Annotated in this window: 18 protein-coding genes, 1 pseudogene and 1 riboswitch; of the genes and pseudogenes, 11 read left to right on the top strand and 8 right to left on the bottom strand. The window is 70.4% G+C overall.

The window, feature by feature from the left end; all coding sequences use genetic code 11:
• Positions 1-3: 3 nt before the first annotated feature.
• A riboswitch (cyclic di-AMP (ydaO/yuaA leader) is annotated at positions 4-189 on the bottom strand.
• Between the two features lie 442 nt (positions 190-631).
• A pseudogene (locus ACGFU6_RS00620) lies at positions 632-1,448 on the top strand (alpha/beta fold hydrolase).
• 86 nt (positions 1,449-1,534) lie between these two features.
• On the opposite strand, the gene ACGFU6_RS00615 reads toward ACGFU6_RS00620, so the two are convergent.
• Positions 1,535-2,080, bottom strand: a complete 546-nt coding sequence (locus tag ACGFU6_RS00615; RefSeq protein WP_393607212.1) for an FABP family protein — start codon at positions 2,078-2,080, stop codon at positions 1,535-1,537.
• Positions 2,081-2,456: 376 nt separating this feature from the next.
• On the opposite strand from ACGFU6_RS00615, the gene ACGFU6_RS00610 reads away from it, so the two are divergent.
• Positions 2,457-2,963, top strand: a complete 507-nt coding sequence (locus ACGFU6_RS00610; RefSeq protein ID WP_393607210.1) for an acetylxylan esterase — start codon at positions 2,457-2,459, stop codon at positions 2,961-2,963.
• A 125-nt stretch (positions 2,964-3,088) separates the two neighbouring features.
• On the opposite strand, the gene ACGFU6_RS00605 is transcribed toward ACGFU6_RS00610, so the two are convergent.
• Both ACGFU6_RS00605 and ACGFU6_RS00600 read right to left on the bottom strand, forming a co-directional pair.
• A complete protein-coding gene (locus ACGFU6_RS00605; RefSeq protein ID WP_393607208.1) occupies positions 3,089-3,700 on the bottom strand; it encodes a DUF998 domain-containing protein in 612 nt (203 codons plus the stop codon).
• A 99-nt stretch (positions 3,701-3,799) separates the two neighbouring features.
• Positions 3,800-4,375, bottom strand: a complete 576-nt coding sequence (locus ACGFU6_RS00600; protein ID WP_393607206.1) for a GNAT family N-acetyltransferase — start codon at positions 4,373-4,375, stop codon at positions 3,800-3,802.
• A 235-nt stretch (positions 4,376-4,610) separates the two neighbouring features.
• On the opposite strand from ACGFU6_RS00600, the gene ACGFU6_RS00595 reads away from it, so the two are divergent.
• The 3 genes from ACGFU6_RS00595 (at position 4,611) to ACGFU6_RS00585 (ending at position 8,887) form a co-directional block, all read left to right on the top strand.
• Positions 4,611-6,821 carry a HelD family protein gene (locus tag ACGFU6_RS00595; protein WP_393607204.1) on the top strand — a complete coding sequence of 737 codons (2,211 nt, stop codon included), beginning with the start codon at positions 4,611-4,613 and terminating at the stop codon, positions 6,819-6,821.
• Between the two features lie 130 nt (positions 6,822-6,951).
• Complete coding sequence (locus tag ACGFU6_RS00590) at positions 6,952-7,572, top strand: TetR/AcrR family transcriptional regulator (protein WP_393607202.1); 621 nt, start codon at positions 6,952-6,954, stop codon at positions 7,570-7,572.
• Positions 7,573-7,666: 94 nt separating this feature from the next.
• Complete coding sequence (locus ACGFU6_RS00585) at positions 7,667-8,887, top strand: acyltransferase family protein (protein WP_393607200.1); 1,221 nt, start codon at positions 7,667-7,669, stop codon at positions 8,885-8,887.
• A gap of 38 nt (positions 8,888-8,925) precedes the next feature.
• Here ACGFU6_RS00585 and ACGFU6_RS00580 read toward each other — a convergent pair whose 3' ends face one another.
• Complete coding sequence (locus tag ACGFU6_RS00580) at positions 8,926-9,858, bottom strand: M56 family metallopeptidase (RefSeq protein ID WP_393607198.1); 933 nt, start codon at positions 9,856-9,858, stop codon at positions 8,926-8,928.
• Between the two features lie 3 nt (positions 9,859-9,861).
• The gene (locus ACGFU6_RS00575; RefSeq protein ID WP_393607196.1) at positions 9,862-10,293 is read right to left on the bottom strand and encodes a BlaI/MecI/CopY family transcriptional regulator; all 432 of its coding nucleotides are present in this window, start codon (positions 10,291-10,293) and stop codon (positions 9,862-9,864) included.
• Between the two features lie 222 nt (positions 10,294-10,515).
• Between ACGFU6_RS00575 and ACGFU6_RS00570 the strand changes: the two genes are divergently transcribed.
• The 4 genes from ACGFU6_RS00570 (at position 10,516) to ACGFU6_RS00555 (ending at position 15,917) form a co-directional block, all read left to right on the top strand.
• Positions 10,516-11,091, top strand: coding sequence for a TerD family protein (locus tag ACGFU6_RS00570; protein ID WP_393607194.1), 576 nt, complete (start codon positions 10,516-10,518; stop codon positions 11,089-11,091).
• A gap of 46 nt (positions 11,092-11,137) precedes the next feature.
• Positions 11,138-11,719 carry a TerD family protein gene (locus ACGFU6_RS00565; RefSeq protein WP_123528653.1) on the top strand — a complete coding sequence of 194 codons (582 nt, stop codon included), beginning with the start codon at positions 11,138-11,140 and terminating at the stop codon, positions 11,717-11,719.
• Between the two features lie 114 nt (positions 11,720-11,833).
• Positions 11,834-12,289 carry a tellurite resistance TerB family protein gene (locus ACGFU6_RS00560; protein ID WP_123528652.1) on the top strand — a complete coding sequence of 152 codons (456 nt, stop codon included), beginning with the start codon at positions 11,834-11,836 and terminating at the stop codon, positions 12,287-12,289.
• 346 nt (positions 12,290-12,635) lie between these two features.
• Positions 12,636-15,917: a GH92 family glycosyl hydrolase gene (locus ACGFU6_RS00555; RefSeq protein WP_393607788.1), complete on the top strand. Its 3,282-nt coding sequence runs from the start codon at positions 12,636-12,638 to the stop codon at positions 15,915-15,917.
• Between the two features lie 80 nt (positions 15,918-15,997).
• Here the strand turns inward: ACGFU6_RS00555 and katG are convergent, their stop codons facing one another.
• Positions 15,998-18,226: a catalase/peroxidase HPI gene (gene katG, locus ACGFU6_RS00550; protein WP_393607191.1), complete on the bottom strand. Its 2,229-nt coding sequence runs from the start codon at positions 18,224-18,226 to the stop codon at positions 15,998-16,000.
• Positions 18,227-18,590: 364 nt separating this feature from the next.
• On the opposite strand from katG, the gene ACGFU6_RS00545 reads away from it, so the two are divergent.
• Complete coding sequence (locus ACGFU6_RS00545; protein ID WP_393607189.1) at positions 18,591-19,007, top strand: Fur family transcriptional regulator; 417 nt, start codon at positions 18,591-18,593, stop codon at positions 19,005-19,007.
• 82 nt (positions 19,008-19,089) lie between these two features.
• Here ACGFU6_RS00545 and asnB read toward each other — a convergent pair whose 3' ends face one another.
• Both asnB and ACGFU6_RS00535 read right to left on the bottom strand, forming a co-directional pair.
• A complete protein-coding gene (gene asnB / locus ACGFU6_RS00540) occupies positions 19,090-20,931 on the bottom strand; it encodes an asparagine synthase (glutamine-hydrolyzing) (RefSeq protein WP_393607187.1) in 1,842 nt (613 codons plus the stop codon).
• A 378-nt stretch (positions 20,932-21,309) separates the two neighbouring features.
• Positions 21,310-22,530: a hypothetical protein gene (locus ACGFU6_RS00535; protein WP_393607185.1), complete on the bottom strand. Its 1,221-nt coding sequence runs from the start codon at positions 22,528-22,530 to the stop codon at positions 21,310-21,312.
• A gap of 244 nt (positions 22,531-22,774) precedes the next feature.
• Here ACGFU6_RS00535 and ACGFU6_RS00530 point away from each other — a divergent pair, with 244 nt between their 5' ends.
• A complete protein-coding gene (locus tag ACGFU6_RS00530) occupies positions 22,775-24,067 on the top strand; it encodes a helix-turn-helix domain-containing protein (protein ID WP_393607183.1) in 1,293 nt (430 codons plus the stop codon).
• The last annotated feature ends 9 nt before the right edge of the window (positions 24,068-24,076 follow it).

The raw sequence follows: 24,076 nt of genomic DNA, 5'->3' as shown, positions 1-24,076 counted from the left end.
CGCATTTCCTCTCCGCCGCCTGCGAGGTGAGCTGTCGGGTTCGGACTGGAGATGTCCGGCCGCACGTGATGGCGACTTAACCCCTAGCCGCTCCGGATACCGGACCGGCGGCAAACCTGGGTCCCCCGCTCCTGCCGTACGTGAGTGGTCGGGTTCCCGGACGGCGGCAGGATTCGGCGTTCCATCCGGATTGACGGTGACCGTAAGCGAAAAGCGTCGGGCGGAACAAGCCCTGAATTCTTGATCGCAATTGATTCGCAAGATCAATTAAAGGAAATGCTCAGCATCAGATCCCCGAAGCGAAGTCAACTTTCTTGGCACGACAGGGAACCGAAGCCGGACGCGTCGCGTCGCGGGCCGGGAAGGTGATGCTGACCACTGCGCCCGAAAAGGGTGATTTGCTCAATCTGCATACCCTTTGAGTCACAGAAAAGCGTCGTCGGTGGGTGATTGATGACGATTACGATTAATCACCCAATCAGGACATTTCATCGGAGCTGACGACCCACCACTCCCCGGCTCGGCGTCGCCAATAATCCATCTCCATTGATGCATCTAAATAGATTCACTACGGTAGGGGGCATCGGACGGCGCTCCTGGCGCCACCCACCACTGCGACCGGGAGAACCTGATGTTCCTCGACACCGACGGCGCCACGCTCCACTACGAGGTCCGCGGCTCCGGCCCCCTGCTGCTCGTCTCCCAGAGCGGTGAGGGCGACGCCGACCGCAGCACCGACCTGGTCGACCGGCTCGTGGACCGCCACACCGTGGTCACCTACGACCGCCGGGGCCTCTCCCGCAGCACGCTCGGCGACCCCGGGCAGCGCATCACCATGGCGCAGCACGCCGACGACGTTCACCGGCTGCTGGCCGGACTGACCGATGAGCCCGCCCTGATGCTCGGGTGCAGCATGGGCGCCGCCATCGGGCTGCACCTGGCGATCGCCCACCCCGAACAGCTCGGGCTGCTCGTGGCGCACGACCCGGTCGCACCGTCCCCTGCTGCCCGCCGGACAGTGCGAGCGGCACACCGCCGAACTGGCACACCTTCAGGGCGTCTACCGCGACGGCGGGCTGGAAGCGGCCTTCCCCGAGATCGCGCGGGTCCTCGGCATCGACCCGGCGCACCAGGAGACGGAGCCGGGGCTCACGCCGATGCCGCTCACCCCGCGCCGCGTCGCCAACTTCGGCTTCTTCATCGAGCGCGACTTCGGCGCGGTCATCGAGTCCGAGCTGGAGCGCGAGGCGCTGCGGGCCACGGCCGTGCGCATCGTGCCCGCGAGCGGCAGCACCACGGCGCCCTCGGTCTTCGTCGGACAGTGCGCACGGGGCCTCGCCGGCCTGGTCGGCCGGGACGTCGTCGCATTCCCCGGCGGGCACAACGGCAACACCACGCATCCGCGGGCGTTCGCGGCCCGGCTGCGGGACGTGCTGTCCCGCGCATGAGCGCGGGCTCGGCCGGGACCATGACGGGCGACCGGCGCTCCGTCTGACGGCAAACAGCAGATCCGGCCTGATCCAAACGAGAGGTTCTAGCTCCCCTCGCGTCGCAGAAGCGCCGAGAGGTGGTGCTGGAGCGGCTGGCCGACAGCCGCGAGATCGTGGACGAATTCGAGCGTGCCGTCGGCTGTCAGCGTGTAGCGGCGGCGAGTGGCGCTGACCTGCTTGGCGGTGGGCGCGAGGGCGACCTGATGAGTGGCCAGGTCGGCCTCGCCATCGGCCGCACTGCCCGTCAGGATCTCCGCGACACCGGTGGGCTGAGTGATCAGCGCCTCCACACGCCCGTCCGGCTGCATCCGCCACCAGCCGCTCTCCCGGGCCGACGGACGCAGCGGGGCCCCGTCCTCGTCGAGCAGCCAGGCGCGCGCCTCGTAGTGGAGGAAGGGGCGCCCGTCATGACTGAACGTCACCTCCTGCGCGTACCGGAACTCCTGGGCGAGCGTCGGGTACTCACCGCGGCCCTGCCCGGTCCAGGTGCCCAGGAGCCCGGTCAGCGGTGCGAGCAGCGCGTGCGGAGCAGGCGCGTCGTCCGGCCGGAACGCGTCGGGGTACGGGTACTGCCGGGCGGGGTCGAACATCTTGCGCGCTCCTGGATCGGTTACGGGGACGGGCACCGTGTGAGGGCCACGGTGACGGTTGGCAGCCTAACCTCGAAGTTTCGTGACGGGTCCGGCGATGGAGTCGGTGGCCCGCTTTCGTGCCGTGGGCTGAGGCTGCGCAGGCCGAGGGCCCGAGTGCCGCCAAGAACCTCCTGGCACGCTGCAGAGAGACATCGACGGGTTCTTGCCGGCTCAGGACCGAGAACTCTCGCGGCGCACGGGACACATGCCCTCAATGCCGAGGCGAAGCTGCGGGTATGCCGAACTCGACGATTTGGGGCGGCCCTCGAGAATGACGTCCACGCCTTCGAGGCTGTGAACTCAGACGGGCAGTCCGTGAGAAATATGAGGGCGAATGCGGCGCCACCGAGTCACGAGCGGACGCAGGAATTCATTTGGACCTGAGATCGCGGACTGGCGATGGGCCATCACCTATTTCGGCACACGTGGGGAAATCGACGAACAGCGTATCGGCATCTGGGGATTCAGCTACGCCGGTGGATACGCCCTGGTCCTCGGGGCCACCGACCGCCGTATCAGAGCCGTTTACGCCCAGGCCCCCACCATCAGCGACTACGAGACCGGACTGCGCCGCGTCCCGTCCCACGAGATACACGCCCTAAAAGAGCGCTTCCACCAGGACGAACGCGATCCGCACTGGGCACCGGAGGACGCGTGGACGAACGAGGTGACCCTTCAGCCCAATCGCCGCGCCCGCGAACCCAAAGAGCTCGTCCTCACGGACGGTGACCACTTCTTGTCCTGCATGCGGCAGTTCGAACTCTCTTCCACGGCCGCGATCGGCTTGTTCGACACCCACCTCAGGAACGCCGAGAAGAACGACTCCCGCCACGAGCGGTGAGCCCGCTTCGCTGCGCCCAGCCTCGGCACGGATACTCGGGTACCACCCGGTACACGGCCCCTCACCTGAAGAGTGCCTCTCCCCATGCGGCTGGCAGGACCCTGGATGAGCCGCTTCGTTGCTGCTCAGGTGTTCAGGACGCGCACGGCGAGCACCAGCTGCCAGGTCCAGCCGATGGTCAGCGAGATGCGCTGGAGCAGTCCGCCGCTGTCGACCCAGCGTTGATGCTGGTCGAACGCGGCGCCGGCCAGCACCATCGTCGCCACGAAGAGGACACCGCTTGCGATCGAGTAGACGGCCCATCCGGGCGGGCCGGACGGGGCGAATACGAAGCAGGCAACAGCGAGGGCCAGGAATCCGATGGAGGAGAACAGGTCATGCAGGGCCCCCGCGGGGGTGTGCCGCTGGAGCCGATCAGGCGTGCCGGGCGGGTAGCCGCTCACCGGATCCGTGCGGAAGACGCCTGCCCCCAGCAGACCGACCGCCCACGCGCCGACCAGGAGGGCGCCCCAGCCGGAGAGCCCGACACGCCACAGACCCACGGCGAAGAGCAGCGACAGCCCGCCCGCGAAGAGGAAGTTGACGGTCTGCGCCCACCCGGCAGGGCCGAGGGTGAGCGAGCTGATGGGATGGCGGCGCGGTCCGTAGCTCACGCGGCCGGCGCCTTCCAGCAGATACGCGGCGGTGAAGAGAGGCCCAGCGGCCATTCCGCAGACGAGCAGGACTTGATTCCCCATCTCGTCAATGTAGGTTGACACGAGGGATTCCGTCAACCCTAGTTGACGCTCGACGCGGCTTCCGCCCGGCCGGGTCGATGGGTCCTCCGCCCGCGCGCGTCACGCCTCCTGGCGGAAGTCCAGCATGCAGAGGACTTTGTCGTAGCGGCGTTCGCCGACGGCGACGAAGCCGGGCAGGCGCCCGTACTCGGTGAAGCCGAGTGAGCGGTAGAGGTGCAGGGCAGCGCTGTTGTCGCCCCGGGCGTCCAGGGTGACGACCTCGATCCCCGCCCTCCTGGCATCGGCGACCAGCGCGGCCGTCAGCATCCGGCCGATACCTCGGCCGTGGGCGGCGGCGGCCACGGCGACCTTCTCCAGATCCGCGTGCGGGCGGTGAGTGGGACGCGCATAGCGCGTCCAGTAGCCCAGCCCGACCAGGCCGCGGTCGATGTACACGGCGCGCAGGGCGGCATCGCCCACCCGCGCCGCGGCGACTACCTGGTCGAGCAGGTCCGCCACCTCCTCGGGCGAGGGAGGGCCGACCCAGCCAAGCGCGGCGCCGTCGCGGACGAGGTCGGCCACGACGCGGTGGGCCGATGCCGCGAACCGGGGCCCGCGCTCCGGATCGGACGTCAGCTCCATCGCGTCCAGGATGACGGGCTCATGCGTTCTGCCGCTGGTCGAAGCCGTGTTCATGACGAGCAGCCCAACCAGCGCCGTACCCCGCGGGCCGGGCGGCCGACCGTCCCGGGGCACGCCCTACGACACGTCCCACAGAACGGAAAATCCCCGGTCCGCAATTGCGGACCGGGGATTTTCCCAGGTATATTGAGTTTTTCTGTGCGCCCACAGAAAAGGCCCCTCACCGGGGGCCACTAAGCAAAACCATATCCGGCAGGGAGCCATTTTGTCAACTCGGGAAAGCTCCGAATTGCAGAAGGAGCAGGAATTCATCGACCGGCTCTACGACCGCGTCGATGCGCTGCGCGGCATGACCGCCCAGCACGTCCAGGACGCGCTGACCCCGGTCGGTACGGGTTTGCAGGCCCGTCACGAGCGCGATGTGCTCGTCGCTGAACGCTCGGGCCTGCTGGCGGCCCTGAACTCCGTGGACGGGTCGCTGTGTTTCGGCCGGATCGACCTCGCCACCGGCGCGGCCCACCACATCGGCCGGATCGGAATCCGCGAGGACGACACCGCGCACACGCCGCTGCTGATCGACTGGCGCGCACCGGTGGCCCGCCCGTTCTACCTCGCCACCGGTCACACGACGATGGGGCTGCGCCGGCGCCGGCACATCACCACCGAGGGCCGCGCCGTCACCGAGCTGCACGACGAGATCCTCGACGTCGGGGACCGGGAGCGCACCGGCTTCGAGGATCCGAGCGGCGACGCCGTGCTGCTCGCCGCCGTGAACTCCGCCCGCACCGGCCGCATGGGCGACATCGTGCGGACCATCCAGGCCGAGCAGGACCGCATCATCCGCGCCCCGCACCGCGGCGTCCTCGTGGTCGAGGGCGGGCCCGGCACCGGCAAGACGGCGGTGGCCCTGCACCGGGCGGCGTATCTGCTGTACGAGCACCGGGAACTGCTCGCCAAGCGCGCCGTCCTGATCGTGGGGCCGAACACGGCCTTCCTGCGCTACATCGGCGAGGTGCTGCCCGCGCTCGGCGAGACCGGCGTCCTGCTCGCCACCCAGGCCGAGCTCTTCCCCGGGATCCATGCCGACGGCGCCGACACCCCCCGCGCCGCCGCCGTCAAGGGCGGCGCCGCGATGGCCGAGGCGCTCGCCCTCGCCGTCCGCGACCGGCAGCAGCTGCCCGAGCCCGGCGCCCCGCTGGTCATCCGGCACGACGACGGCGACCTCGTCCTGGACTGGGAGATCGCCTACGAGGCCCGGCAGGCGGCCCGCGACACCCGGCTGCCCCACAACCTCGCCCGCCCGCACTTCGCCTTCCGGATCATCGACGCCCTCACCGCGCAGCTCACCGAGCGCATCGGCGCCGACCCGCACGGCGGGCCCAACTTCCTGGGCCCCGACGACATCGCCCAGCTCGGCAGGAACGTGGCCGTCAGCAAGGAGGTGCACTCCGCGGTCGACGAGCTGTGGCCGCCGCTCACCCCGGAGGGATTCCTCACCGACTATCTGGCCGAGCCCGTCTACGTACCGGACGCGGACGCCGCAGCCGTCCGGCGTGCGCCCGGCGAAGGGGCGTGGACGCCCGCCGACGTCCCGCTGCTGGACGAGGTGGCGGAACTCCTGGGGGTCGACGACAGCGCGGAGCGCGCAGCCGCCGAGGCCGAGCGCCAGGAGCGGATCGCTTACGCGCAGGGCGTCCTGGAGCTGTCGAGGGGCTCGGAGTCGTACGAGTTCGAGGACGAGGAGTCCGAGGTGCTCGCCGCGCACGACATCATCGACGCCGAACGGATGGCGGACCGGCAGGAGGAGGCCGATCACCGCAGCGCGGCGGAGCGCGCCGCCGCCGACCGGACCTGGGCCTTCGGGCACATCATCGTCGACGAGGCTCAGGAGCTCTCGCCGATGGCGTGGCGGCTGCTGATGCGCCGCTCCCCGACCCGTGCGATGACGCTGGTCGGCGACCCCGCGCAGACCTCCGAGGAGGCGGGCGTCGGCTCGTGGGAGAAGATCCTGCGGCCGTACGTGGGTGACCGCTTCGAGCACACGACGCTCAAGGTCAACTACCGTACGCCCGCCGAGATCATGGAGCTGGCCGCCCGGGTGGTACGGGCCGAGGACCCCTCCTTCGAGCCGCCGGGTTCGGTGCGGTCCACCGGCGAGGTGCCGTGGATCCGGGACGCCGGCGAGGACCTGGCGGGCGCGGTGGCGCGGGCGGTCTCCGAGCTGACGCCCGAGGAGGGCCGCCTCGCGGTGATCGCACCTGCCGCTCTCCACGCGGAGATCGCGGCGCCGCTGGACGGCGTCACGGCCGGCGCCGAGCCCGATCTGACCCGCCCGGTGGTACTGCTCGACCCCCGGCAGGCCAAGGGGCTCGAATTCGACCATGTACTGGTCGTGGAGCCCGGCCGGTACGGGACCAGCGATCTGTACGTGGCACTGACCCGCGCCACCCAGCGCCTGGGCATCATCCACCGCGAGAAGCTGCCCGAGGCCCTGCGCTGACGGCGCCCGGGGTGTGAGTCCGAGCCCGGGACCCGGCGGGCGGGGCCGTCGGGCCGCCCGTCCGGACAGCGCAGGGCCCGGGACCCGGCGGGCGGGGCCGTCGGCGCGGCGGCTCGGTTAGCCTCCGGGCATGGAACATGTGGCTCAAGAGGACCTGACGGGACGGGCGCGGCTGCGGCGGTGTGCGCTGGAGCTGTTCGCCGAGCGGGGCTTCGAGGCCACCTCGACGCGGGCGGTCGCGGCCGCGGCCGGGCTGTCGCCCGCGCTCGTCACCCGGCACTTCGGCTCCAAGCAGGGGCTGCGGGCTGCGGTGGACGAGGAGGTGCTGGGCCGGATCGGGGAGGCTCTCGCCTCGGTCGAGTCGCGGTCCGGTGATCTGATGGCCTCGCTCGGAGATGTCTCGGCGCGGCTGTTCGGCGCCGATCCCGTGCTGCGGGGGTATCTCCGCCAGGTCCTGCTGGAGGACAGCGAGGCGAGCGCCGAGCTCTTCGCCCGGCTCCTGCGTGGTGCGCGGGGCGAGTTGGAGCGGCTCGCGGCGGCGGGCGGCGCCCGGACGGGCTCCGGCGAACAGACCTGGGCGCCGTTCCAGATCCTCTGTCTCGTGCTCGGACCGCTGCTCCTGGAGCGGGTGATGCAGCCGGGCCTGGACCGGCCGATGTTCGCGCCCGAGGTACTGGCCCAACGCAGCACCGCCAACCAGCGGTTGCTGCTGCACGGCCTCTTCGGCGACGGGGCCGGCAGGGCCGTCTGACACAGCCCGGCGGGAGCGCCTTCGGACCAACCCTGATGCCCTCTCAGGGTTCACCCCGATGTTCAGGTGTACACGTGTTGAGCATAGTGAACACATGGATACATCTCACGGCGCCGGCACCGCGCCCATCTCGGCACGCCCCGCCCCAGACCCCCGTCTCGGCTGGCTCGACACCCTCCGCATCGCCCTGATCGTCATGGTGGTTGCCCACCACTGCGCCCAGGCCTACGGTCCGGCCGACTGGTGGTACGTGGAGGCCGGACCACGTTCCGACTTCCTGGCCACGCTGTCCGCGCTCGACGGCACGTTCTTCATGAGCCTCTTCTTCTTCGTCTCCGCCTACTTCGTGCCGGCTTCGTACTCCCGGCGCGGCGGTGGCTCCTTCGTCCGCGGCCGGCTGCTCCGGCTCGGCGTGCCGGTGCTGATCGGCGCACTGACCCTCGTACCGGCGCTGATGTACGCCTACTACACGCGCTACCGCGGCTATCCGGACATTTCCTTCCCCCGGTACTTCGCCGACGTGTACCTGGGGCTGGGCGAGCGGCCGGCGGACTGGAGCGGTCCGTCCTGGCCCGACCTGCAGTTCGGGCACCTCTGGTTCATCCAGAACCTGCTCGCCTACAGCCTGTTGTACGCGCTCTGCCGCGCGGCGGTCCGCTCCGTCCGCCGGTCCCCCGCCACGGACACCGCCGCCCTTGCGCCGCGCCGGGTGCTCGGACACCTCGCGCTCCTCGCGCTCACCGTGGTGCTCACGGGCGCGACGTTCGCCGCCCGGGTGCGGTATCCGCTCGACACCTGGGTGCCGTTCCTCGACTTCATCCAGGTCGAGCCCGCCCGGGTGCCGCAGTACGCCGGCTTCTTCGTCCTCGGGATACTCGCCCGTCGCGGCGACTGGCTCGTCCGGCTTCCCGCCCGGACGGGCCGGGTCTGGCTGTGGGCCGGGCTCGCCGGGTCCTGCCTGCTGTTCGCGGTGGGCGCCGACGCCCCGTTCTTCGGAGCGGGCGGCGCCGACGGGGCCTCGCTGCTGTGGTCCGCGTACGACAGCCTGCTCTGCGTAGCCCTGTGCACCGGGCTGCTGGTCTTCTTCCGGGAGAAGGCGCGGTGGAACACCCGGTTCAGCCGGTCCCTGGCGGGCGACTCCTTCGCGGTGTACGTGATCCACGTACCGATCGTGGTGGCCCTCCAGTTCGCCGTAGCGGGCCACGGGCTCCCGGCGCTCGGCGCGTTCGCACTCGTCACGGCGTGCGCGGTACCGGTCAGCTTCGCGGCCGCCCACGGGCTGCGCCGGATACCGGGGTTCCGCCGGGTCCTGTGAGCCCCGGGCGCCATGGCGCCGGGCGGCCCGGCCGGGTCCTACAACGGCGTCGCCGCTTCGAGTGCGACGAAGAGCGCGAAGGCCGCGTTCAGCGAGGACCCGGTGGACAGGGCCGTTCCCACCGCGGCGACGAACGCGGCGATCCCGGTCGGGGTGTGGATCGGCGGCCAGCCCTGCTCCGGCGGGACCGGCCCCAGCAGTGCGGCGACCCGCCGGGGGACGGGGCCGGCCGCGGCGAAGGCCGGGACGGTCTCCGTGGCGGCCCGGTGCGAGATGATCGCCGCCTTGCCGACCGTGCGGGCGGTGAGCCGCCGGTCCCCGGTGGTGACGGCCGCCTCCTCGTCCGCCCAGCGCTCCGTGCTGTACGTGATGGCCGCGCGCAGCGGCCGCAGCAGCGGGTTCGCGCAGCCGGCCAGCTGGACGGCGAGCAGCAGGCGGTGGTGGCGGCCCGCGAGATGGGCCCGTTCGTGGGCGAGGAGCGCCCGCTGCTCGGCCTTTGTCAGGCAGTCGAGCATCGCGGAGGAGACCATGATCCTGCCGGGCGAGCCGGGCAGGGCGTAGGCATACGGCACGCCGTCGGGCAGCACCGCGACCTCGGCCGTCGTCGACAGCCCGGCCAGTGTGCGGTGCGCGCGGGAGCGGAAGCGGTAGTGGCGCCGGACGACGGAGGCGCAGCCCGCGGCCACGGCCATGAGCGCGGCGATCGCCATCTTGCCGACGAACCCGTCGTGCGGAACGGCCTTCCTGACCTCGTCGTCGGACCAGCCGTCAGGTAGCGGGTTGCCGGGCAGCTGGGCCGTGCCGACCACGGCCAGAAGACCGAGGCAGAGCGTGCTGCACGAGGCCAGGATCACGGCGATGGTCGCGAGCAGACGGGCGGCACTTCGCGGGTGCAGATGCTGCTCCGCCAGGCGTGCGATGGGCAGCGCCGTGAGGGGCAGGATCAGGGGCAGACAGACGAAGACACCCATCGGTCAGCTCTCCGGCTCGTCCGTGGCCCGCCCGGCGGGGCCGGAGCCGCTCTCGCCGAGCAGCGACCTCAGCAGGTCCTCGTCGTCCGGCGACAGCGCGGAGACGAAGCTGGACAGCACGGCGTCCCGGTCGTCGCGCTGGTCGAGCAGCCGGCGCATCCGGAACGCGGTGAGTCCGGCCCCGTTCGCCGTCGACTGCCACAGCACCGGGCGGCCCGAACCAGTACGGGTGACCGCCTGCTTGCCGAGCAGCCGGGTCAGGATGGTGATGACCGTGCTGTACGAGAGTCCGCCGTCGAGGCGTTCCTGCACCCAGGCCGCGGTGACGGGTTCGCTCGCCCCGCCCAGTACGGCCAGCACCTGGATCTCCAGTTCGCCCTGGCCACGCCGGCGGGCCCGCGGCTCCTGCGGACGGCCTTGCTTCTCTCCGCCCACGACGCGGCCCCTTTCGTAACTCTGCCCGGCCGCTCGTCCAACTGCCGGGCGCCGGGGCATCCTACCCAGCCGCCCGGACGTCCCGTGGGCTCGGCGGAGACCGCGGCCGCATCCGCCACACAAACTCTACAGTGCTGTAGATTTCAGGTGCCGCCACTCGGCGGCCGCGCGATCACGCGCGGCCGCGACGATGCGCGGCGCGACGCGCAGAGGGAGAAGATCATGGGCGTGAGCCTCGCCAAGGGTGGAAACGTCTCGCTGACCAAGGAGGCCCCCGGACTCACCGCGGTCCTCGTCGGACTCGGCTGGGACGTCCGTACGACCACCGGCACGGACTACGACCTGGACGCCAGCGCGCTGCTGTGCGACGAGGCCGGGAAGGTCGGTTCGAACGACAACTTCGTCTTCTACAACAACCTGAAGAGCCCCGACGGTTCGGTCGAGCACACCGGCGACAACCTCACCGGCGAGGGCGAGGGTGACGACGAGATCGTCAAGGTGGACCTCGCAGGCGTACCGGCCGAGGTCGCCAAGATCGTGTTCCCCGTCTCGATCCACGACGCGGAGAGCCGCGGCCAGAGCTTCGGCCAGGTCCGCAACGCCTACATCCGCGTCGTCAACCAGGCGGGCGGCGCCGAGATCGCCCGCTACGACTTGAGCGAGGACGCCTCCACGGAGACCGCCATGGTCTTCGGCGAGCTGTACCGCAACGGCGCCGAGTGGAAGTTCCGCGCCGTCGGACAGGGCTACGCCGCCGGACTCAGCGGAATCGTCGCCGACTTCGGCGTCAGTCTCTGACCCGTTCCGGGTCACCGTCGTACCGCCCCCTGCCGAGAGTGGAGCCATGACCGTCAACCTGACCAAGGGCCAGCAGATCAGCCTCACCAAGACGGGCGGCGGGGAACTCACCGTCGTACGCATGGGCCTGGGCTGGAAGTCCGCACCCCGCAGGGGGTTTCTCGCCCGGCTGGCCGCCCGCGAGATCGACCTGGACGCCTCCGCCGTCCTCTTCGCGGGCGCGGCCCCGCAGGATGTCGTCTTCTTCCAGCACCTGACCAGCGACGACGGCTCGGTCCGGCACAACGGCGACAACCGGGTCGGCGGCGCGGGCGAGGGCGGTGACGACGAGTCGATCGTCGTCGACCTGCAGCGCGTCCCGGCCCATGTCGACCAGATCGTCTTCACCGTGAACTCGTTCACGGGCCAGACCTTCGAGGAGGTCGACAACGCCTTCTGCCGGCTGGTCGACGAGACGACGGGGCAGGAGCTGGCGCGCTACACGCTGACCGGCGGCGGGCGCCACACCGCGCAGATCATGGCCAAGGTCCAGCGGTCCGGCACGGGATGGCAGATGACGGCCATCGGCAGCGCGGCTCAGGGACGCACCTTCCAGGACCTGATGCCGGCCGTCGCCGCGCACCTGTAGGGCCTTCCCTCCGGATCACGCGCACGCGCGCGTCCGTAGGGCCTTCCCACCGGATCACGCACACTCGCGCACCTGCCGGCACTCATCACTTCGACCGACCCTGGAGTATTTCGAATGGCACTGTGGGACCGCGTCAAGGAATCGGCGTCGACGATGCAGACGCAGCTCAACGCCAAGAAGAACGACCTGAAGAGCGGGGCCTTCCGCGACGCGAGCATGGCCGTGTGTGCCCTCGTGGCCGCGGCCGACGGCTCCATCGACCCCGTCGAGCGGCAGCGGGTGGCCTCGCTGATCGCGGGGAACGAGGTACTGCGGAACTTTCCCGCCGAGGATCTGCAGCGCCGGTTCAACGACTACTGCCAGCAGTTGATCTCCGATTTCGACTTCGGGAAGGTCAGCCTCCTCCAGACCGTCGGCAAGGTCGGCAAGAAGCCCACCGAGGCCCGCGCGGTCATCCAGATCGGCATCGTCATCGGCGGCGCCGACGGCAACTTCGACAGCACCGAGCGCGCCGTGGTCCGCGAGGCCTGCTTCGCCGCCGGCATCGCACCGGCCGAGTTCGACCTGTAGTCCCGCGACACCCGGGGCGTGCCGCTGTCCGTACGCGGCACGCCCTTCGCCGTTCCCCGGACCACCCGCTCGATATGCGAGGTTCGCCCGGCTACCCCTCCCCCGCCGCCGCCCGGTCCGGACCGCGGGATTCCGCGCATCCTTGACACTCCGGAGCGGCAGGAGGAGCATCCTCACGTCGTTGACAACGTTGTCGGGGGCGGCGCCGTCGCGGAGTGGTCACGGCGTACCTGCTCCCAGCGCGTTGACCGTTCGTCATACACGAAGGGCAGGAACGGTGTCAGACACGCACAACCACCGGACGCGCACCGGGATCGGAGTCATAAGCTCCGTCGCGGTGACCGCCATGGCCGCGCTGGGAATGGCCACCACGGCCTCCCCCGCCTCCGCGGCCTCCCCCCACGGCACCGTCAAGAATCCCGTGTCGTACGTCAATCCGCTGATCGGCACGTCCAACGCGGGCAACACCTATCCGGGCGCGGTGCAGCCGTTCGGCATGCTGGCCTGGAGTCCGCAGAACTCGAAGGGCAAGCAGGTCTCGACCCCCGCTCCCGGCGGCTACCAGTACGACGCGACGAAGATCCGCGGCTTCAGCCTCACGCATCTCAACGGCGTCGGCTGCTCGGGCGCCAACGGCGACATCCCGATCATGCCGTACGTGGGTGACGTCGACTCCTCGCCCAGCGCGGACACCACCGACGCGAAGTACGCCGCAAGCTTCTCGCACGCCGACGAGAGCGCGTCGCCCGGCTACTACAAGGTCGGCCTGGCGAGCGGCGCGTCGGCGGCGCTCACCACCACCGCCCGGACCGGTTCGGGGAAGTTCGGCTTTCCCGCGGACAAGCCCGCGAGCATGCTGTTCCGTACCTCGAACTCGGAGAGCGGCAGCACCGGCGCCACGGTGAAGATCGACAAGGCGGCACGCACCGTGACGGGCTCCGTCACGGCGGGCAACTTCTGCGGTCCGCAGAGCGCGAACAACCGCAAGGACCTCTACACGCTCTACTTCACCGCCCACTTCGACAAGGCGTTCGCGAAGACCGGCACCTGGACCGACAGCAAGGTCGAGCCCGGCTCCACCTCGGCCTCCGGGGGTACGGGGTACAGCTCGTCCGGCAACGCCGTCGAAGGCAAGGGCTCCGGCGCGTACGTCACCTTCGCCGACGGGACCACCAAGGCCGGCGCCAAGGTCGCCGTCTCCTACGTCAGCGCTCGGAACGCCGAGGCCAACCTCCGTGCGGAGAACGGCCCCCGCAAGAGCTTCGACTCCGTCAGGACCCAGGCCGCCACCGCCTGGAACAAGGCGCTGAAGTCGGTCGAGGTCGGCGGCGGCAGCGAGGGCCGGCGCACCACCTTCTACACCGCGCTCTACCACTCCATGCTGGAACCCACGCTGACCAATGACGTGGACGGCCGCTACCTCGGCGCCGACCGCAAGCCGCACCGGCTCGCCAAGGGCCAGAAGGCCCAGTACGGCACCTTCTCCGGCTGGGACCAGTACCGCGCGCAGGTGCAGCTCATGACGCTGCTCAATCCTCGGGCGGGCAGCGACTACGCGCAGTCGCTGTACAACTACGCGGGCCAGCGCGGCGGCGAGTGGGACCGCTGGCTGCTGGAGAACGGCAAGACGAGCGTGATGTCGGGTGATCCCTCGGATGCGGCCCTCGCCGGGATCTACGCCTTCGGCGGCCATGACTTCGACGTCAAGGGCGCACTCAAATCACTGGTCAAGGCCGCGACGGTACCCACGGCGAACGACTCCGACAGCTCCGGCTGCAACGTCGAGTGCGTGGGCCAGCGGCCCGCGCTCGACAAGTACCTGGAGCTCGGATACGTACCGGCGGACAACTGCCACTGCTGGGGCGGCGCGGCCGAGACGCTGGAGGACGCGGCGGCCGACTACGGACTGTCCGAGCTGTCCCGCCAGACCGGCCGGACCGCCGACGCGAAGAGGTTCCTGGACCGCTCGGGGAACTGGACGAACGTGTTCGACGCCAACGCCACCCCGCAGGGCGGCTACATACGCGACCGGAAGGCGGACGGCACCTGGGCGGGCACCTTCACGCCGGGCACCGGCAGCGGTTTCGTCGAGGGATCCAGCGCGCGCTACACCTGGATGGTGTACTCGGACGTGGCCGGCCTGGCCGGCGCCATGGGCGGTGACGACCAGGCGGTGAAGCGCCTCGACGCCTTCTTCCGCACGCCGGACGGGAAGTTCGACTTCTCGGCGAAGGACGACACGCGCTACGACGCGACCAACGAGCCCGACATCAACGCCCCTTACCTGTACGACTACCTGGGCGCCCCGTACAAGACGCAGGAGACGGTCCGCGCGGAGCTGGACCAGCTGTGGACCGACGGGCCCGGCGGCATCCCCGGCAACGACGACGCGGGGACGATGTCGTCCTGGTACGTCTTCTCGGCGCTCGGCATGTACCCGCAGAACCCCAGCCGGGCCGACCTGACCCTGACCGCACCGCTGTTCCCGCACGCCGTGGTGCACACCGGGCACGGCAGGACGATCACGGTCGACGCGCCCGCCGCGTCGGCGGACAACACCTACATCCACGGACTGAAGGTCAACGGCCGCACCTCCACGAAGCCGTGGGTGCCCGCCTCGCTCGTCACGCACGGCGGGAAGCTGGACTACACCCTCGGCTCCACGGCGGACACCTCCTGGGGCGCGGCGAAGGCCGACGCCCCGCCGTCCTTCCCCGGCGGCGGTCTGAAGTACTTCACCGGCGCCACCCCCGAGCAGCTGAGGATCGAGCCGGGCAGGGGCAGCGCGGAGACCACCGTCAAGGTGCAGAGCATCGAGACGAAGGCCACCGCGGTCCACTGGACGGCGAAGGCTCCGGCCGGCGTCACCGTGACCCCGGCCGAGGGTGATTTCACCGTCCCGGCCCGCGGTTCGGTGAGCGCCACGCTGAAGGTGTCGGCCGCCGCGGACACCGGCGAGGGCCACTACACGGTCCCGGTGACGCTGAAGTCGTCCACGGGTGAGGAGCTCCCGAAGACCTCGGCCTCGCTGACCGTCGCGGAGAAGAACGGCATGCTGTGGAACCGCAACAGCACCGCCATCTCCGCCGACGACGACAAACCGCAGGCCAACTTCGACGGTGAGGGCTGGAGCTACTCGGCCAAGGCGCTCGCCTCGGCGGGCGCGACACCCGGCGGGAAGGTCTCGTCCGGCGGCTTCGACTTCGGCTGGCCCGAGGTGGCGGCGGGCGACCCGGACAACATCGAGGTGGCCGGCACCGAACCGCAGGTGCTGAACGTTCCCGCAGCCCCGGGCGACACGAAGCTCAGCCTGCTGGGCAGCGCGGCCGAGGGCTCGGCCTCCGGGCAGGCGACGCTGACGTACACCGACGGCACCACGCAGCAGGCGGAGATCGGTTTCAGTGACTGGACGCTGGGCGGCGGCGCGGACAAGCCGTCGTTCGGCAACACGGTCGCCGTGCACACCGCGTACCGCGACGTCCAGGGCGGCGGGACGGACCCGGTGGGCACCGAGATCTTCGCCACCGCCCCGATCGCGCTCCAGGCGGGCAAGCAGCTCGCGAGCGTGACCCTGCCGTCCACGACGGACGGCGGTGTGATCCACGTCTTCGCGGTTGCCACGGCCTGACGGCCGGCAGCCCGGACAACGGAACGGGCCGCCGCGGCGAGGGAACTCTCCCCCGCCGCGGCGGCCCGTCGGCGTCCTGGTCAGACCAGGTCGAACCGGTCCAGGTTCATGACCTTGTCCCACGCCGCGACGAAGTCCTTCACGAACTTCTCCTTCGCATCGTCACTCGCGTAGACCTCCGCGAGTGCGCGCAGCTCCGAGTTCGAGCCGAAGACGAGGTCGGCGCGGCTGCCGGTCCACTTCACCGCTCCGGAGGCGTCGCGGCCCTCGAAGGCCGTGGCGTCCTCGGACGTCGCCTTCCACGTCGTACCCAGGTCGAGCAGGTTGACGAAGAAGTCGTTGGTCAGCTGCCCGGGGGTCTCGGTGAGGACACCGAGCGAGGACTGCTGGTGGTTCGCGCCGAGCACCCGCAGCCCGCCGACGAGGACCGTCAGCTCGGGGGCGGTGAGGGTCAGCAGGTTCGCCCGGTCGAGCAGCAGGTACTCGGCGGGCAGCCGGCTGGACTTGCCGGCGTAGTTGCGGAACCCGTCGGCGGCCGGCTCCAGCTCGACGAACGACTCGACGTCCGTCTGCTCCTGCGACGCGTCGACGCGTCCGGCGGCGAAGGGGACCTCGACGTCGAAGCCGGCGTCCTTGGCCGCCTTCTCGACGGCCGCGGCGCCGGCGAGCACGATGAGGTCGGCGAGCGAGACCTGCTTGCCGCCGGACTGCTCGGAGTTGAAGGACTCCTGGATCCCCTGGAGGGTGCGCAGCACCGCCGCCAGCTGGTCCGGGCCGTTGACGTCCCAGCAGTTCTGCGGCTCCAGACGGATGCGCGCGCCGTTGGCACCGCCGCGCTTGTCGCTGCCCCGGAAGGAGGAGGCCGAGGCCCAGGCGGTGGAGACGAGCTCGGAGACCGGAAGGCCCGAGTCGAGGATCCGGGCCTTGAGCGCCGCGACGTCCGAGGCGTCGACGGTCTCGTACGTCCGCGCCGGGAGCGGGTCCTGCCAGACCAGCGTCTGGGCCGGGACCTCGGGGCCGAGGTAGCGCACGATCGGCCCCATGTCGCGGTGGGTGAGCTTGAACCAGGCGCGGGCGAAGGCGTCCGCGAACGCGTCCGGGTTCTGGTGGAAGCGCCGCGAGATCTCCTCGTACGCCGGGTCGAACCGGAGCGAGAGGTCGGTCGTCAGCATGGTCGGGGCGTGGGTCTTCGACGCGTCGAACGCGTCGGGGACGGTGTTCGCACCGGCGCCGTCCTTCGGCCGCCACTGGTGGGCGCCCGCAGGGCTCTTGAACAGCTCCCACTCGTAGCCGAAGAGGATGTCGAAGAAGCTGTTGTCCCAGGCGGTCGGGGTGTCCGTCCAGATGCCCTCCAGCCCGCTGGTGATCGCGTCGGCGCCCTTGCCGGTGCCGTGCGTGCTCTGCCAGCCGAGGCCCTGCTGCTCCATCGGCGCGGCCTCCGGGTCGGCGCCGACGTTGTCGGCCGGGCCGGCGCCGTGGGTCTTGCCGAAGGTGTGGCCGCCCGCGATCAGGGCGACCGTCTCCTCGTCGTTCATCGCCATGCGGCGGAAGGTCTCGCGGATGTCGCGGGCCGCGGCGATCGGGTCCGGGGTCCCGTTCGGGCCCTCGGGGTTGACGTAGATGAGCCCCATCTGGACCGCGCCGAGCGGGCTCTCGAGCTCCCGGTCGCCGGTGTAGCGCTCGTCCCCGAGCCAGGTGGTCTCGGGACCCCAGTAGACGTCCTCGTCGGGCTCCCACACGTCCGCGCGGCCGCCGCCGAAGCCGAAGGTCTTGAAGCCCATGGACTCCAGGGCGACGTTGCCGGTGAGCACGATGAGGTCGGCCCACGAGAGGTTCTTGCCGTACTTCTTCTTGACCGGCCACAGCAGCCTGCGGGCCTTGTCGAGGCTGGCGTTGTCCGGCCAGCTGTTGAGCGGGGCGAACCGCTGCTGGCCGGCTCCGGCGCCGCCGCGGCCGTCGCTGATCCGGTAGGTGCCGGCGCTGTGCCAGGCCATCCGGATCATGAAGGGACCGTAGTTGCCGAAGTCGGCGGGCCACCAGTCCTGCGAGGTGGTGAGCACCTCGGCGATGTCCCGCTTCACGGCCGGCAGGTCGAGGCTCTTGAAGGCCTCGGCGTAGTCGAAGTCCTCACCGAGGGGGTTCGCGACGGCGGGGTTCTTGGCGAGGATCTTCAGGTTGAGCCGCTCCGGCCACCACTGGCGGTTTCCGCCGCCCTGGGTCGGGTGCGGCGCGCGACCGTGCGCGACCGGGCAGCCGGAGACCTCCTCGGTCTTCGGATCGGTGACGATCGCGTCGTGGTTCTCAGTCATGGAAATCCTTCCGGACGGGGCGGATCACATTGCTCTGGAACTGAGGGTGGTGGATCCGGGGGGTACTGGAATCGAGGGTGGCGGAACCAAGGGCGGCGTAATCACGGGCCGGGAGGGAGCGGAGGGAGACGGCGGCCTGCGCGTCGCCGCAGCCCGGAGGCGATCGCCTCGGATTCGAGGCGGTCACAGTCCGGATGCCGGCGTGGGCGCACCCGTCTCCTGAAGACACGCATTTTCCCCTGCTGTTGACCTGGCCCTTGGCTGTCAGCCGGAACCGATCCTACGATGGACCTAGTCCAAGTCAATACGACAGACGGGTCTGTACGAATCATTCGTAGAACAACGCACAGTTAGGCTGGTGGGAATGAGTGACCTGCTGGAACGGCTACGCGGACGTGGCTGGCGCATGACCGCTCAGCGCAGGGTGGTCGCCGAGGTCCTCTCGGGCGAGCACGTCCACCTCACGGCGGACGAGGTACTCGTGCGCGCCGCCGCCCGGCTGCCGGAGATCTCTCGCGCCACCGTCTACAACACCCTCGGCGAGCTGGTGGCGCTCGGCGAGGTGATCGAGGTGGGTACCGACGGCCGGGCCAGGCGCTACGACCCGAACGCCCATCACCCGCACCAGCACCTGGTGTGCTCGGCGTGCGGCACCATCCGCGACGTCCACCCCGACTCCGACCCACTGGCCGGGCTGCCGCCCTCGGAACGGTTCGGCTTCACCGTCTCGGATGTCGAGGTGACCTATCGGGGCCTGTGCCCCCAATGCACCGGCCGATGACCCGACAGCCCGGAACCTCCGGAGCACTCGTGCCCCGGAGGTTCCTCGACGCGTTTCGCCCGTTCCGGCCGTACACAGTTGGTCAGGAGAGCGAGATGTCCGGCTTGTAGAGGTCGAGCCACAGCGCCAGGTCGAGAGTGCGTTCCAGCCCGCGCCGGGAGGCCTGGGTGATCTGCGGTGCGTCGTGCTGCGCCGCGCGGGCGACCCGGTCTCGGTCCACGAGGTCGAAGACCGGGTGTGACGGCCGCGCCAGGAGATCCTTGGCGTGTCCCTGCAACGCGATCGCGTACTTGGGGTCCTGGGTCGAGGGATAGGGGCTCTTGACCCGGTCGTAGACCGACTTCGGCAGCACGTCCGCCGTCGCCTCGCGCAGCAGGGACTTCTCCCTGCCGTCGAAGGACTTCAGCGACCAGGGCGTGTTGTAGACGTACTCGACGAGGCGGTGGTCGCAGAAGGGCACGCGCACTTCGAGTCCGACCGCCATGCTCGCCCGGTCCTTCCGGTCGAGCAGGACGCGCACGAAGCGGGTCAGGTGCAGATGGCAGATCTTGCGCATCCTGAACTCGAAATCGCTCTCTCCGTCCAGGCGTTGTATGCCGGCGACCGCGGTGTCGTAGCTGTCCTGGATGTACGACGGGAGGTCGAGGGCCGCCGTCAGGTCACCCCTCAGCACATCGGAGTCGTCCCCGAAGTGCTGGGCGAAGCGCACGAGCCAGGGGAAGGTGTCGGCGCGCCTCGCTCCTTCGTCGAAGAACTGCAGATAGCCGCCGAAGACCTCGTCGGCCGACTCCCCCGAGAGCGCGACGGTCGAGTGTTCACGGATGGACCGGAACAGGAGGTACAGCGAGGCGTCCATGTCACCGAAGCCCATCGGGATGTCCCGGGCCCGGATCACCTTGGCCCGCACCTCGGGGTCGGCCAGGGCGTGCGAGTCCAGCACGATGTCGCGGTGGTCGGTGCCCGACGACCGCGCGACGTCGTGCACGTACGGGGTGTCCGGGGTGGTGCGCAGCTCGTCGGCGACGAAGTTGTCCGCCTGGCCGACGAAGTCGACCGCGAAGCTGCGCACCGTCTCGCCGTTCTCGGCCAGTTGACGGGCGGCGATCGCCGTCATGGCGGAGGAGTCGAGGCCGCCGGAGAGCAGGGTGCAGCGCGGCACATCGGAGACCATCTGGCGGCGCACTATGTCGTCCAGGAGCGCGCGCACATGGGCGATGGAGGCGTCCTTGCCGTCGGTGTGCGGCCGGGTCTCCAGCTGCCAGTAGACGTGCCGGCGCAACCCGCCCCGGTCGACGGTGACGACGGTGCCGGGCTCGACCTCGTTCATCCCCTCCCACACGGCGTGGCCGGGTGTCTTGACGAACGCGAAGAGCTCGCGCAGCCCGTCGAGGCCGACGCGGGCGCGGGCCAGCGGGTTGGCCAGGATCGCCTTGGGCTCGGAGCCGAACAGGACGCCGTCCGGGGTCTCGTAGTAGTAGAAGGGCTTGATACCCATCCGGTCACGGACCATGACGAGCCTGTCGTGGCGCCCGTCCCACACGGCGAACGCGTACATGCCGTTGAGGCGCTCGGCCACCGCCTCGCCCCACTCCAGGTACCCGCGCAGCACGACCTCCGTGTCGGAGTCCGTGGTGAACCGGTGCCCGCGCCCGGTCAGTTCACGTCGCAGCTCGGTGAAGTTGTACGTCTCCCCGGAGTAGACGAGGGCGACCGTGCCCTGCGGGGTGTCGGCCGTCATCGGCTGGCGCCCGCCGGGCAGGTCGATGATGGCCAGCCGACGGTGCCCGAGGGCGGCCGGACCGTTGATCCACGTACCGCAGTCGTCGGGGCCTCGGCAGGACATCGTCTCCGTCATCGCGTCCAGGGTCGAGGTCTCACTGCGCAAATCGCGTTCGAAGGAGACCCAGCCGGTGATGCCACACATGCGCTACCTCCTGCGTGCTGTCGTCGACCGGGGCCCGGGAACCACAGCTGAGCAGCGGATTCGAGGCCTGCGCCACTCCCGGCCGAACTAGATGTACTGCGCAGTTACGTAACGAGAGTGCGTCGCGCCATTGCATACGGTCAACGTGGCCGTAACGCCGCCGAGGCCTGCCACCGCACGCTTTCGGCCGCTCGCCGCACCGCGCGGCACCGCGGCGTCACGGGACGTGCCGCCCCGCAGGCGCCGGAACAGGGGTCGGGGCGGGGCGGAGCAACATATTCCGGCCATGGGCAAAGACTTACCCAATGTCGCGAACGACTCCTCACCGACGGACGGGGGCCGCAGCCGCTCGCACGGCTCCGACAGGCCCTAAAGGCCCTAGTCCTGCCAGTAGAACAACAGGGTGTCGACGCTGGCGGGTTCACGCTCGCCGAAGTAGTAGACGCAGAGGCCGGTGACCCGGATCGCGCCGGTGGTCCCGTCGATCCAGCGGAAGCCGGCCGATTCGAGGGCAGCGCGTGCGGCGAGAGCGGCGCCGTCGTCCGTGCCGTCGCCGGTGGCGAACCGCCCGAGGGTGCTGACACTCAACTGACCCTCCCGGCACTCGATCACGTGGTAGGTCCCACCGCCCTGGTGGTGGTGTTCGCCGCACGGCACAGGAGGTTCCGGCGCGAGCCCCGCCGTCTCCAACGCCGCTGTCGCCCGACGGAGTTGTCCGTCCTGGACGACGGGCTGCGGCGGCTCGGTACACAGCGCCTCGACGCGCCAGCGAGGATCGCTCTGCCGTTCGCAACGAGGCGCATACTCGTGCACGATCGCGCCGCGGAGTTCCTCGTCCAGGCCGTCCACCTCGACCCGGGGGCACCCCAGGCTCTCGTACACGGCCCGGGTCTCGGCCGCGTCACCGGTGAGGCGGTGCAGCGCGTACCCGGCCCAGAGCGCGGCATCCGTCGTCGGCGCATCGCCGAGGTATCCGCGCAGCCGTACAGGATCGGTCAGGAGCGACTGGGCCAGGTACGCGACGCCACGATCGCGGTCCGCCAGCGCGTCGGTCACATCCGCTCCCGCGCGATGCCGCATCCGGACGCGAAAGGCACGGTCCTCGGGCCGCCCGACACCGATATCGGCGAGGATCTCCTCAACCCCGTACCGCGTGACCAGCGCGTCCAGCGCGGCCTCGCCCGCTGTCCGCCGGTGAGGCCACGGAGAGGCCGCCAGCGTCACCAGCTCGGGCGCGGCCGACCGGTCGCCGAACAGGCCACGCGCTTTGAGGATCGCCTCGGGCATGGCGTACGAACGCTCATTGCGGCGGTCCTCGTGCTTCAGCCAGGGAAGCAGCTCCGCCGCCCGGTCCGCGAGCAGATCGAGAAGCGCGATGCGCACCTCGGCCACATCGTCGGGGTCGCGCACGCGTGCGATCAGCTCGGCCGCGTACCGCTCCGGAACCCGCCCGGCGAGCGCGAGGACGCAGGATCTGCGCCGCCACCACGGGTGTGCGGGATCGGCCACGTACCGGGCGAGTTCGCCGGCGTCGAGCGCAAGCAGGCCGACGGTGTCGGCCTTGCTAGCGGACGGCACCAGCATCTCTATGTTTCGCATGTGCGGATGCTACTGGTGGCTGCCGGGGGGGGCCGGAGCGGAGCTCACCCGGAGCACAGCGGAATCAGGACATAAAGCGAACGTTCCAGCGGTCATTGGCCGAACCGGCCGCTCGCGGTGAGACATCGCATCTCCATGGGGAGATGAAACGGGAAACAGCACCGATCGCCTTGTCCGCCGGGCGGGGATTGCCGCACTCTTTCGTGCGGGCCCTTCGCCTGGACGGATGGTTATGGAGGTTCCCGTGCCCCAGCCGTCCACCGAGTTCGGTGAGGAGCTGAGGAGGCGTCGCCTGGACGCCGGACTCAGCCTCACAGCAATGTCTGCCGCCGTTCACTACAGCAAGGCTCAGCTGAGCAAGGTCGAACGAGGCATCAAGCCGCCCAGCCGCGATCTCGTCCGGCTGTGCGACGCCGCTCTGAACGCCGACGGCGCACTGAACGCCCTCGGCACCCCAGCCGTTGCCGGCACAGCGGTCGACGCCGTGCCGCGAGAAGTCGATGAGGAGGATTGGATGATGCAGCTGTCACCGGACGGCAGGGGCCGGTTCCGGCCCCTGGGGCGGCGACAGGTCGTGGGCGCGGGGGCCGCCTCGTTGATGCGGCTGGGTCTTGGTGGCCAGGGCCCGGCCACCCCGGCCGCGGGCATCGGAATGCTGGAGGCGTCCCGCTCGCTGTTCACGCACTACCGGCGACTGGGCCAGAGCGTCCAGCCCGGATTCCTGCTGCCCGCTCTGATCGCACAGACCCACACGTTGCGGGAACTGTCCGCGCACTCCGACGGCACCACCCGCCGTGAGCTGCTTGAACTCGCCTCGCGATACGCCGAGTACATCGGCTGGCTCGTCCAGGAGTCGGGGGATGAACAGGCGGCGCTGTGGTGGACGCAGCGCGCGGTGGACCTCGCGGCCGCCGGCGGTGACCCGGCGCTGGCCGGCTACGCGCTGGTCCGCAGGGCGTTGATCACGCTGTACCAGGACGACGCCGAGCAGACGGTGGCCCTGGCCCGGCGGGCTCAGAGCGGCAAGCTGCCACCGCGGATCCGCGGACTGGCTGCGCAGCGTGAAGCGCAGGGGCACGCGCTCGCGGGTGACCACCGGGCCTGTCTGCGTGCGCTGGACCGCGCCCGTGCGCTGCTCGCCGCTGACGAGGGCAGCCCCGACGCGACGGTGATCGGCAGCATGCATCTGCCCGATTCAGTCGGAATGGTCACTGGCTGGTGCCTGGTCGACCTCGGCCGGCCCGGGGAGGCTGCCGAGGAGCTCGACCGGCAGCTCTCCCTGGTCTCCGGCGACGCACTGCGTACTCAGGCGCGGTACGGCGTCCGCAGGGCGCTCGCCTACGCGTCGGACGGCGAGATCGACCACGCCTGTGCGTTGACGGTGCCCCTGCTGGACGGGGTCGCGACCATCCGTTCCGCGACCATCACGATCGACCTACACCGCCTCGCCCGCGTCCTGGCCCGCCACGCCGATCACGCGTCGGTGCGCCGGCTGGGGCCCCGGCTCGGCACGTTGTCACGCCTTCCCACTTCCTGAAGAGAGGCA

Origin of the sequence: Streptomyces sp. NPDC048462, from assembly GCF_043200175.1 — a bacterium.
Taxonomy (GTDB): Bacteria; Actinomycetota; Actinomycetes; order Streptomycetales; family Streptomycetaceae; genus Streptomyces.
The sequence above is the reverse complement of the archived record's forward strand: the minus strand, read 5'-3'. Positions and strand labels throughout refer to the sequence as shown.

Excerpts from the sequence above, each read along its gene's own strand:
- ACGFU6_RS00615 (WP_393607212.1), bottom strand. The coding sequence starts at position 2,080 with ATGTTCGACCCCGCCCGGCAGTACCCGTACCCCGACGCGTTCCGGCCG.
- ACGFU6_RS00610 (WP_393607210.1), top strand. The coding sequence starts at position 2,457 with ATGCGGCGCCACCGAGTCACGAGCGGACGCAGGAATTCATTTGGACCT.
- ACGFU6_RS00605 (WP_393607208.1), bottom strand. The coding sequence starts at position 3,700 with ATGGGGAATCAAGTCCTGCTCGTCTGCGGAATGGCCGCTGGGCCTCTC.
- ACGFU6_RS00600 (WP_393607206.1), bottom strand. The coding sequence starts at position 4,375 with ATGAACACGGCTTCGACCAGCGGCAGAACGCATGAGCCCGTCATCCTG.
- ACGFU6_RS00590 (WP_393607202.1), top strand. The coding sequence starts at position 6,952 with ATGGAACATGTGGCTCAAGAGGACCTGACGGGACGGGCGCGGCTGCGG.
- ACGFU6_RS00585 (WP_393607200.1), top strand. The coding sequence starts at position 7,667 with ATGGATACATCTCACGGCGCCGGCACCGCGCCCATCTCGGCACGCCCC.
- ACGFU6_RS00580 (WP_393607198.1), bottom strand. The coding sequence starts at position 9,858 with ATGGGTGTCTTCGTCTGTCTGCCCCTGATCCTGCCCCTCACGGCGCTG.
- ACGFU6_RS00570 (WP_393607194.1), top strand. The coding sequence starts at position 10,516 with ATGGGCGTGAGCCTCGCCAAGGGTGGAAACGTCTCGCTGACCAAGGAG.
- ACGFU6_RS00565 (WP_123528653.1), top strand. The coding sequence starts at position 11,138 with ATGACCGTCAACCTGACCAAGGGCCAGCAGATCAGCCTCACCAAGACG.
- ACGFU6_RS00560 (WP_123528652.1), top strand. The coding sequence starts at position 11,834 with ATGGCACTGTGGGACCGCGTCAAGGAATCGGCGTCGACGATGCAGACG.
- ACGFU6_RS00555 (WP_393607788.1), top strand. The coding sequence starts at position 12,636 with ATGGCCGCGCTGGGAATGGCCACCACGGCCTCCCCCGCCTCCGCGGCC.
- katG (WP_393607191.1), bottom strand. The coding sequence starts at position 18,226 with ATGACTGAGAACCACGACGCGATCGTCACCGATCCGAAGACCGAGGAG.
- ACGFU6_RS00545 (WP_393607189.1), top strand. The coding sequence starts at position 18,591 with ATGAGTGACCTGCTGGAACGGCTACGCGGACGTGGCTGGCGCATGACC.
- asnB (WP_393607187.1), bottom strand. The coding sequence starts at position 20,931 with ATGTGTGGCATCACCGGCTGGGTCTCCTTCGAACGCGATTTGCGCAGT.
- ACGFU6_RS00535 (WP_393607185.1), bottom strand. The coding sequence starts at position 22,530 with ATGCGAAACATAGAGATGCTGGTGCCGTCCGCTAGCAAGGCCGACACC.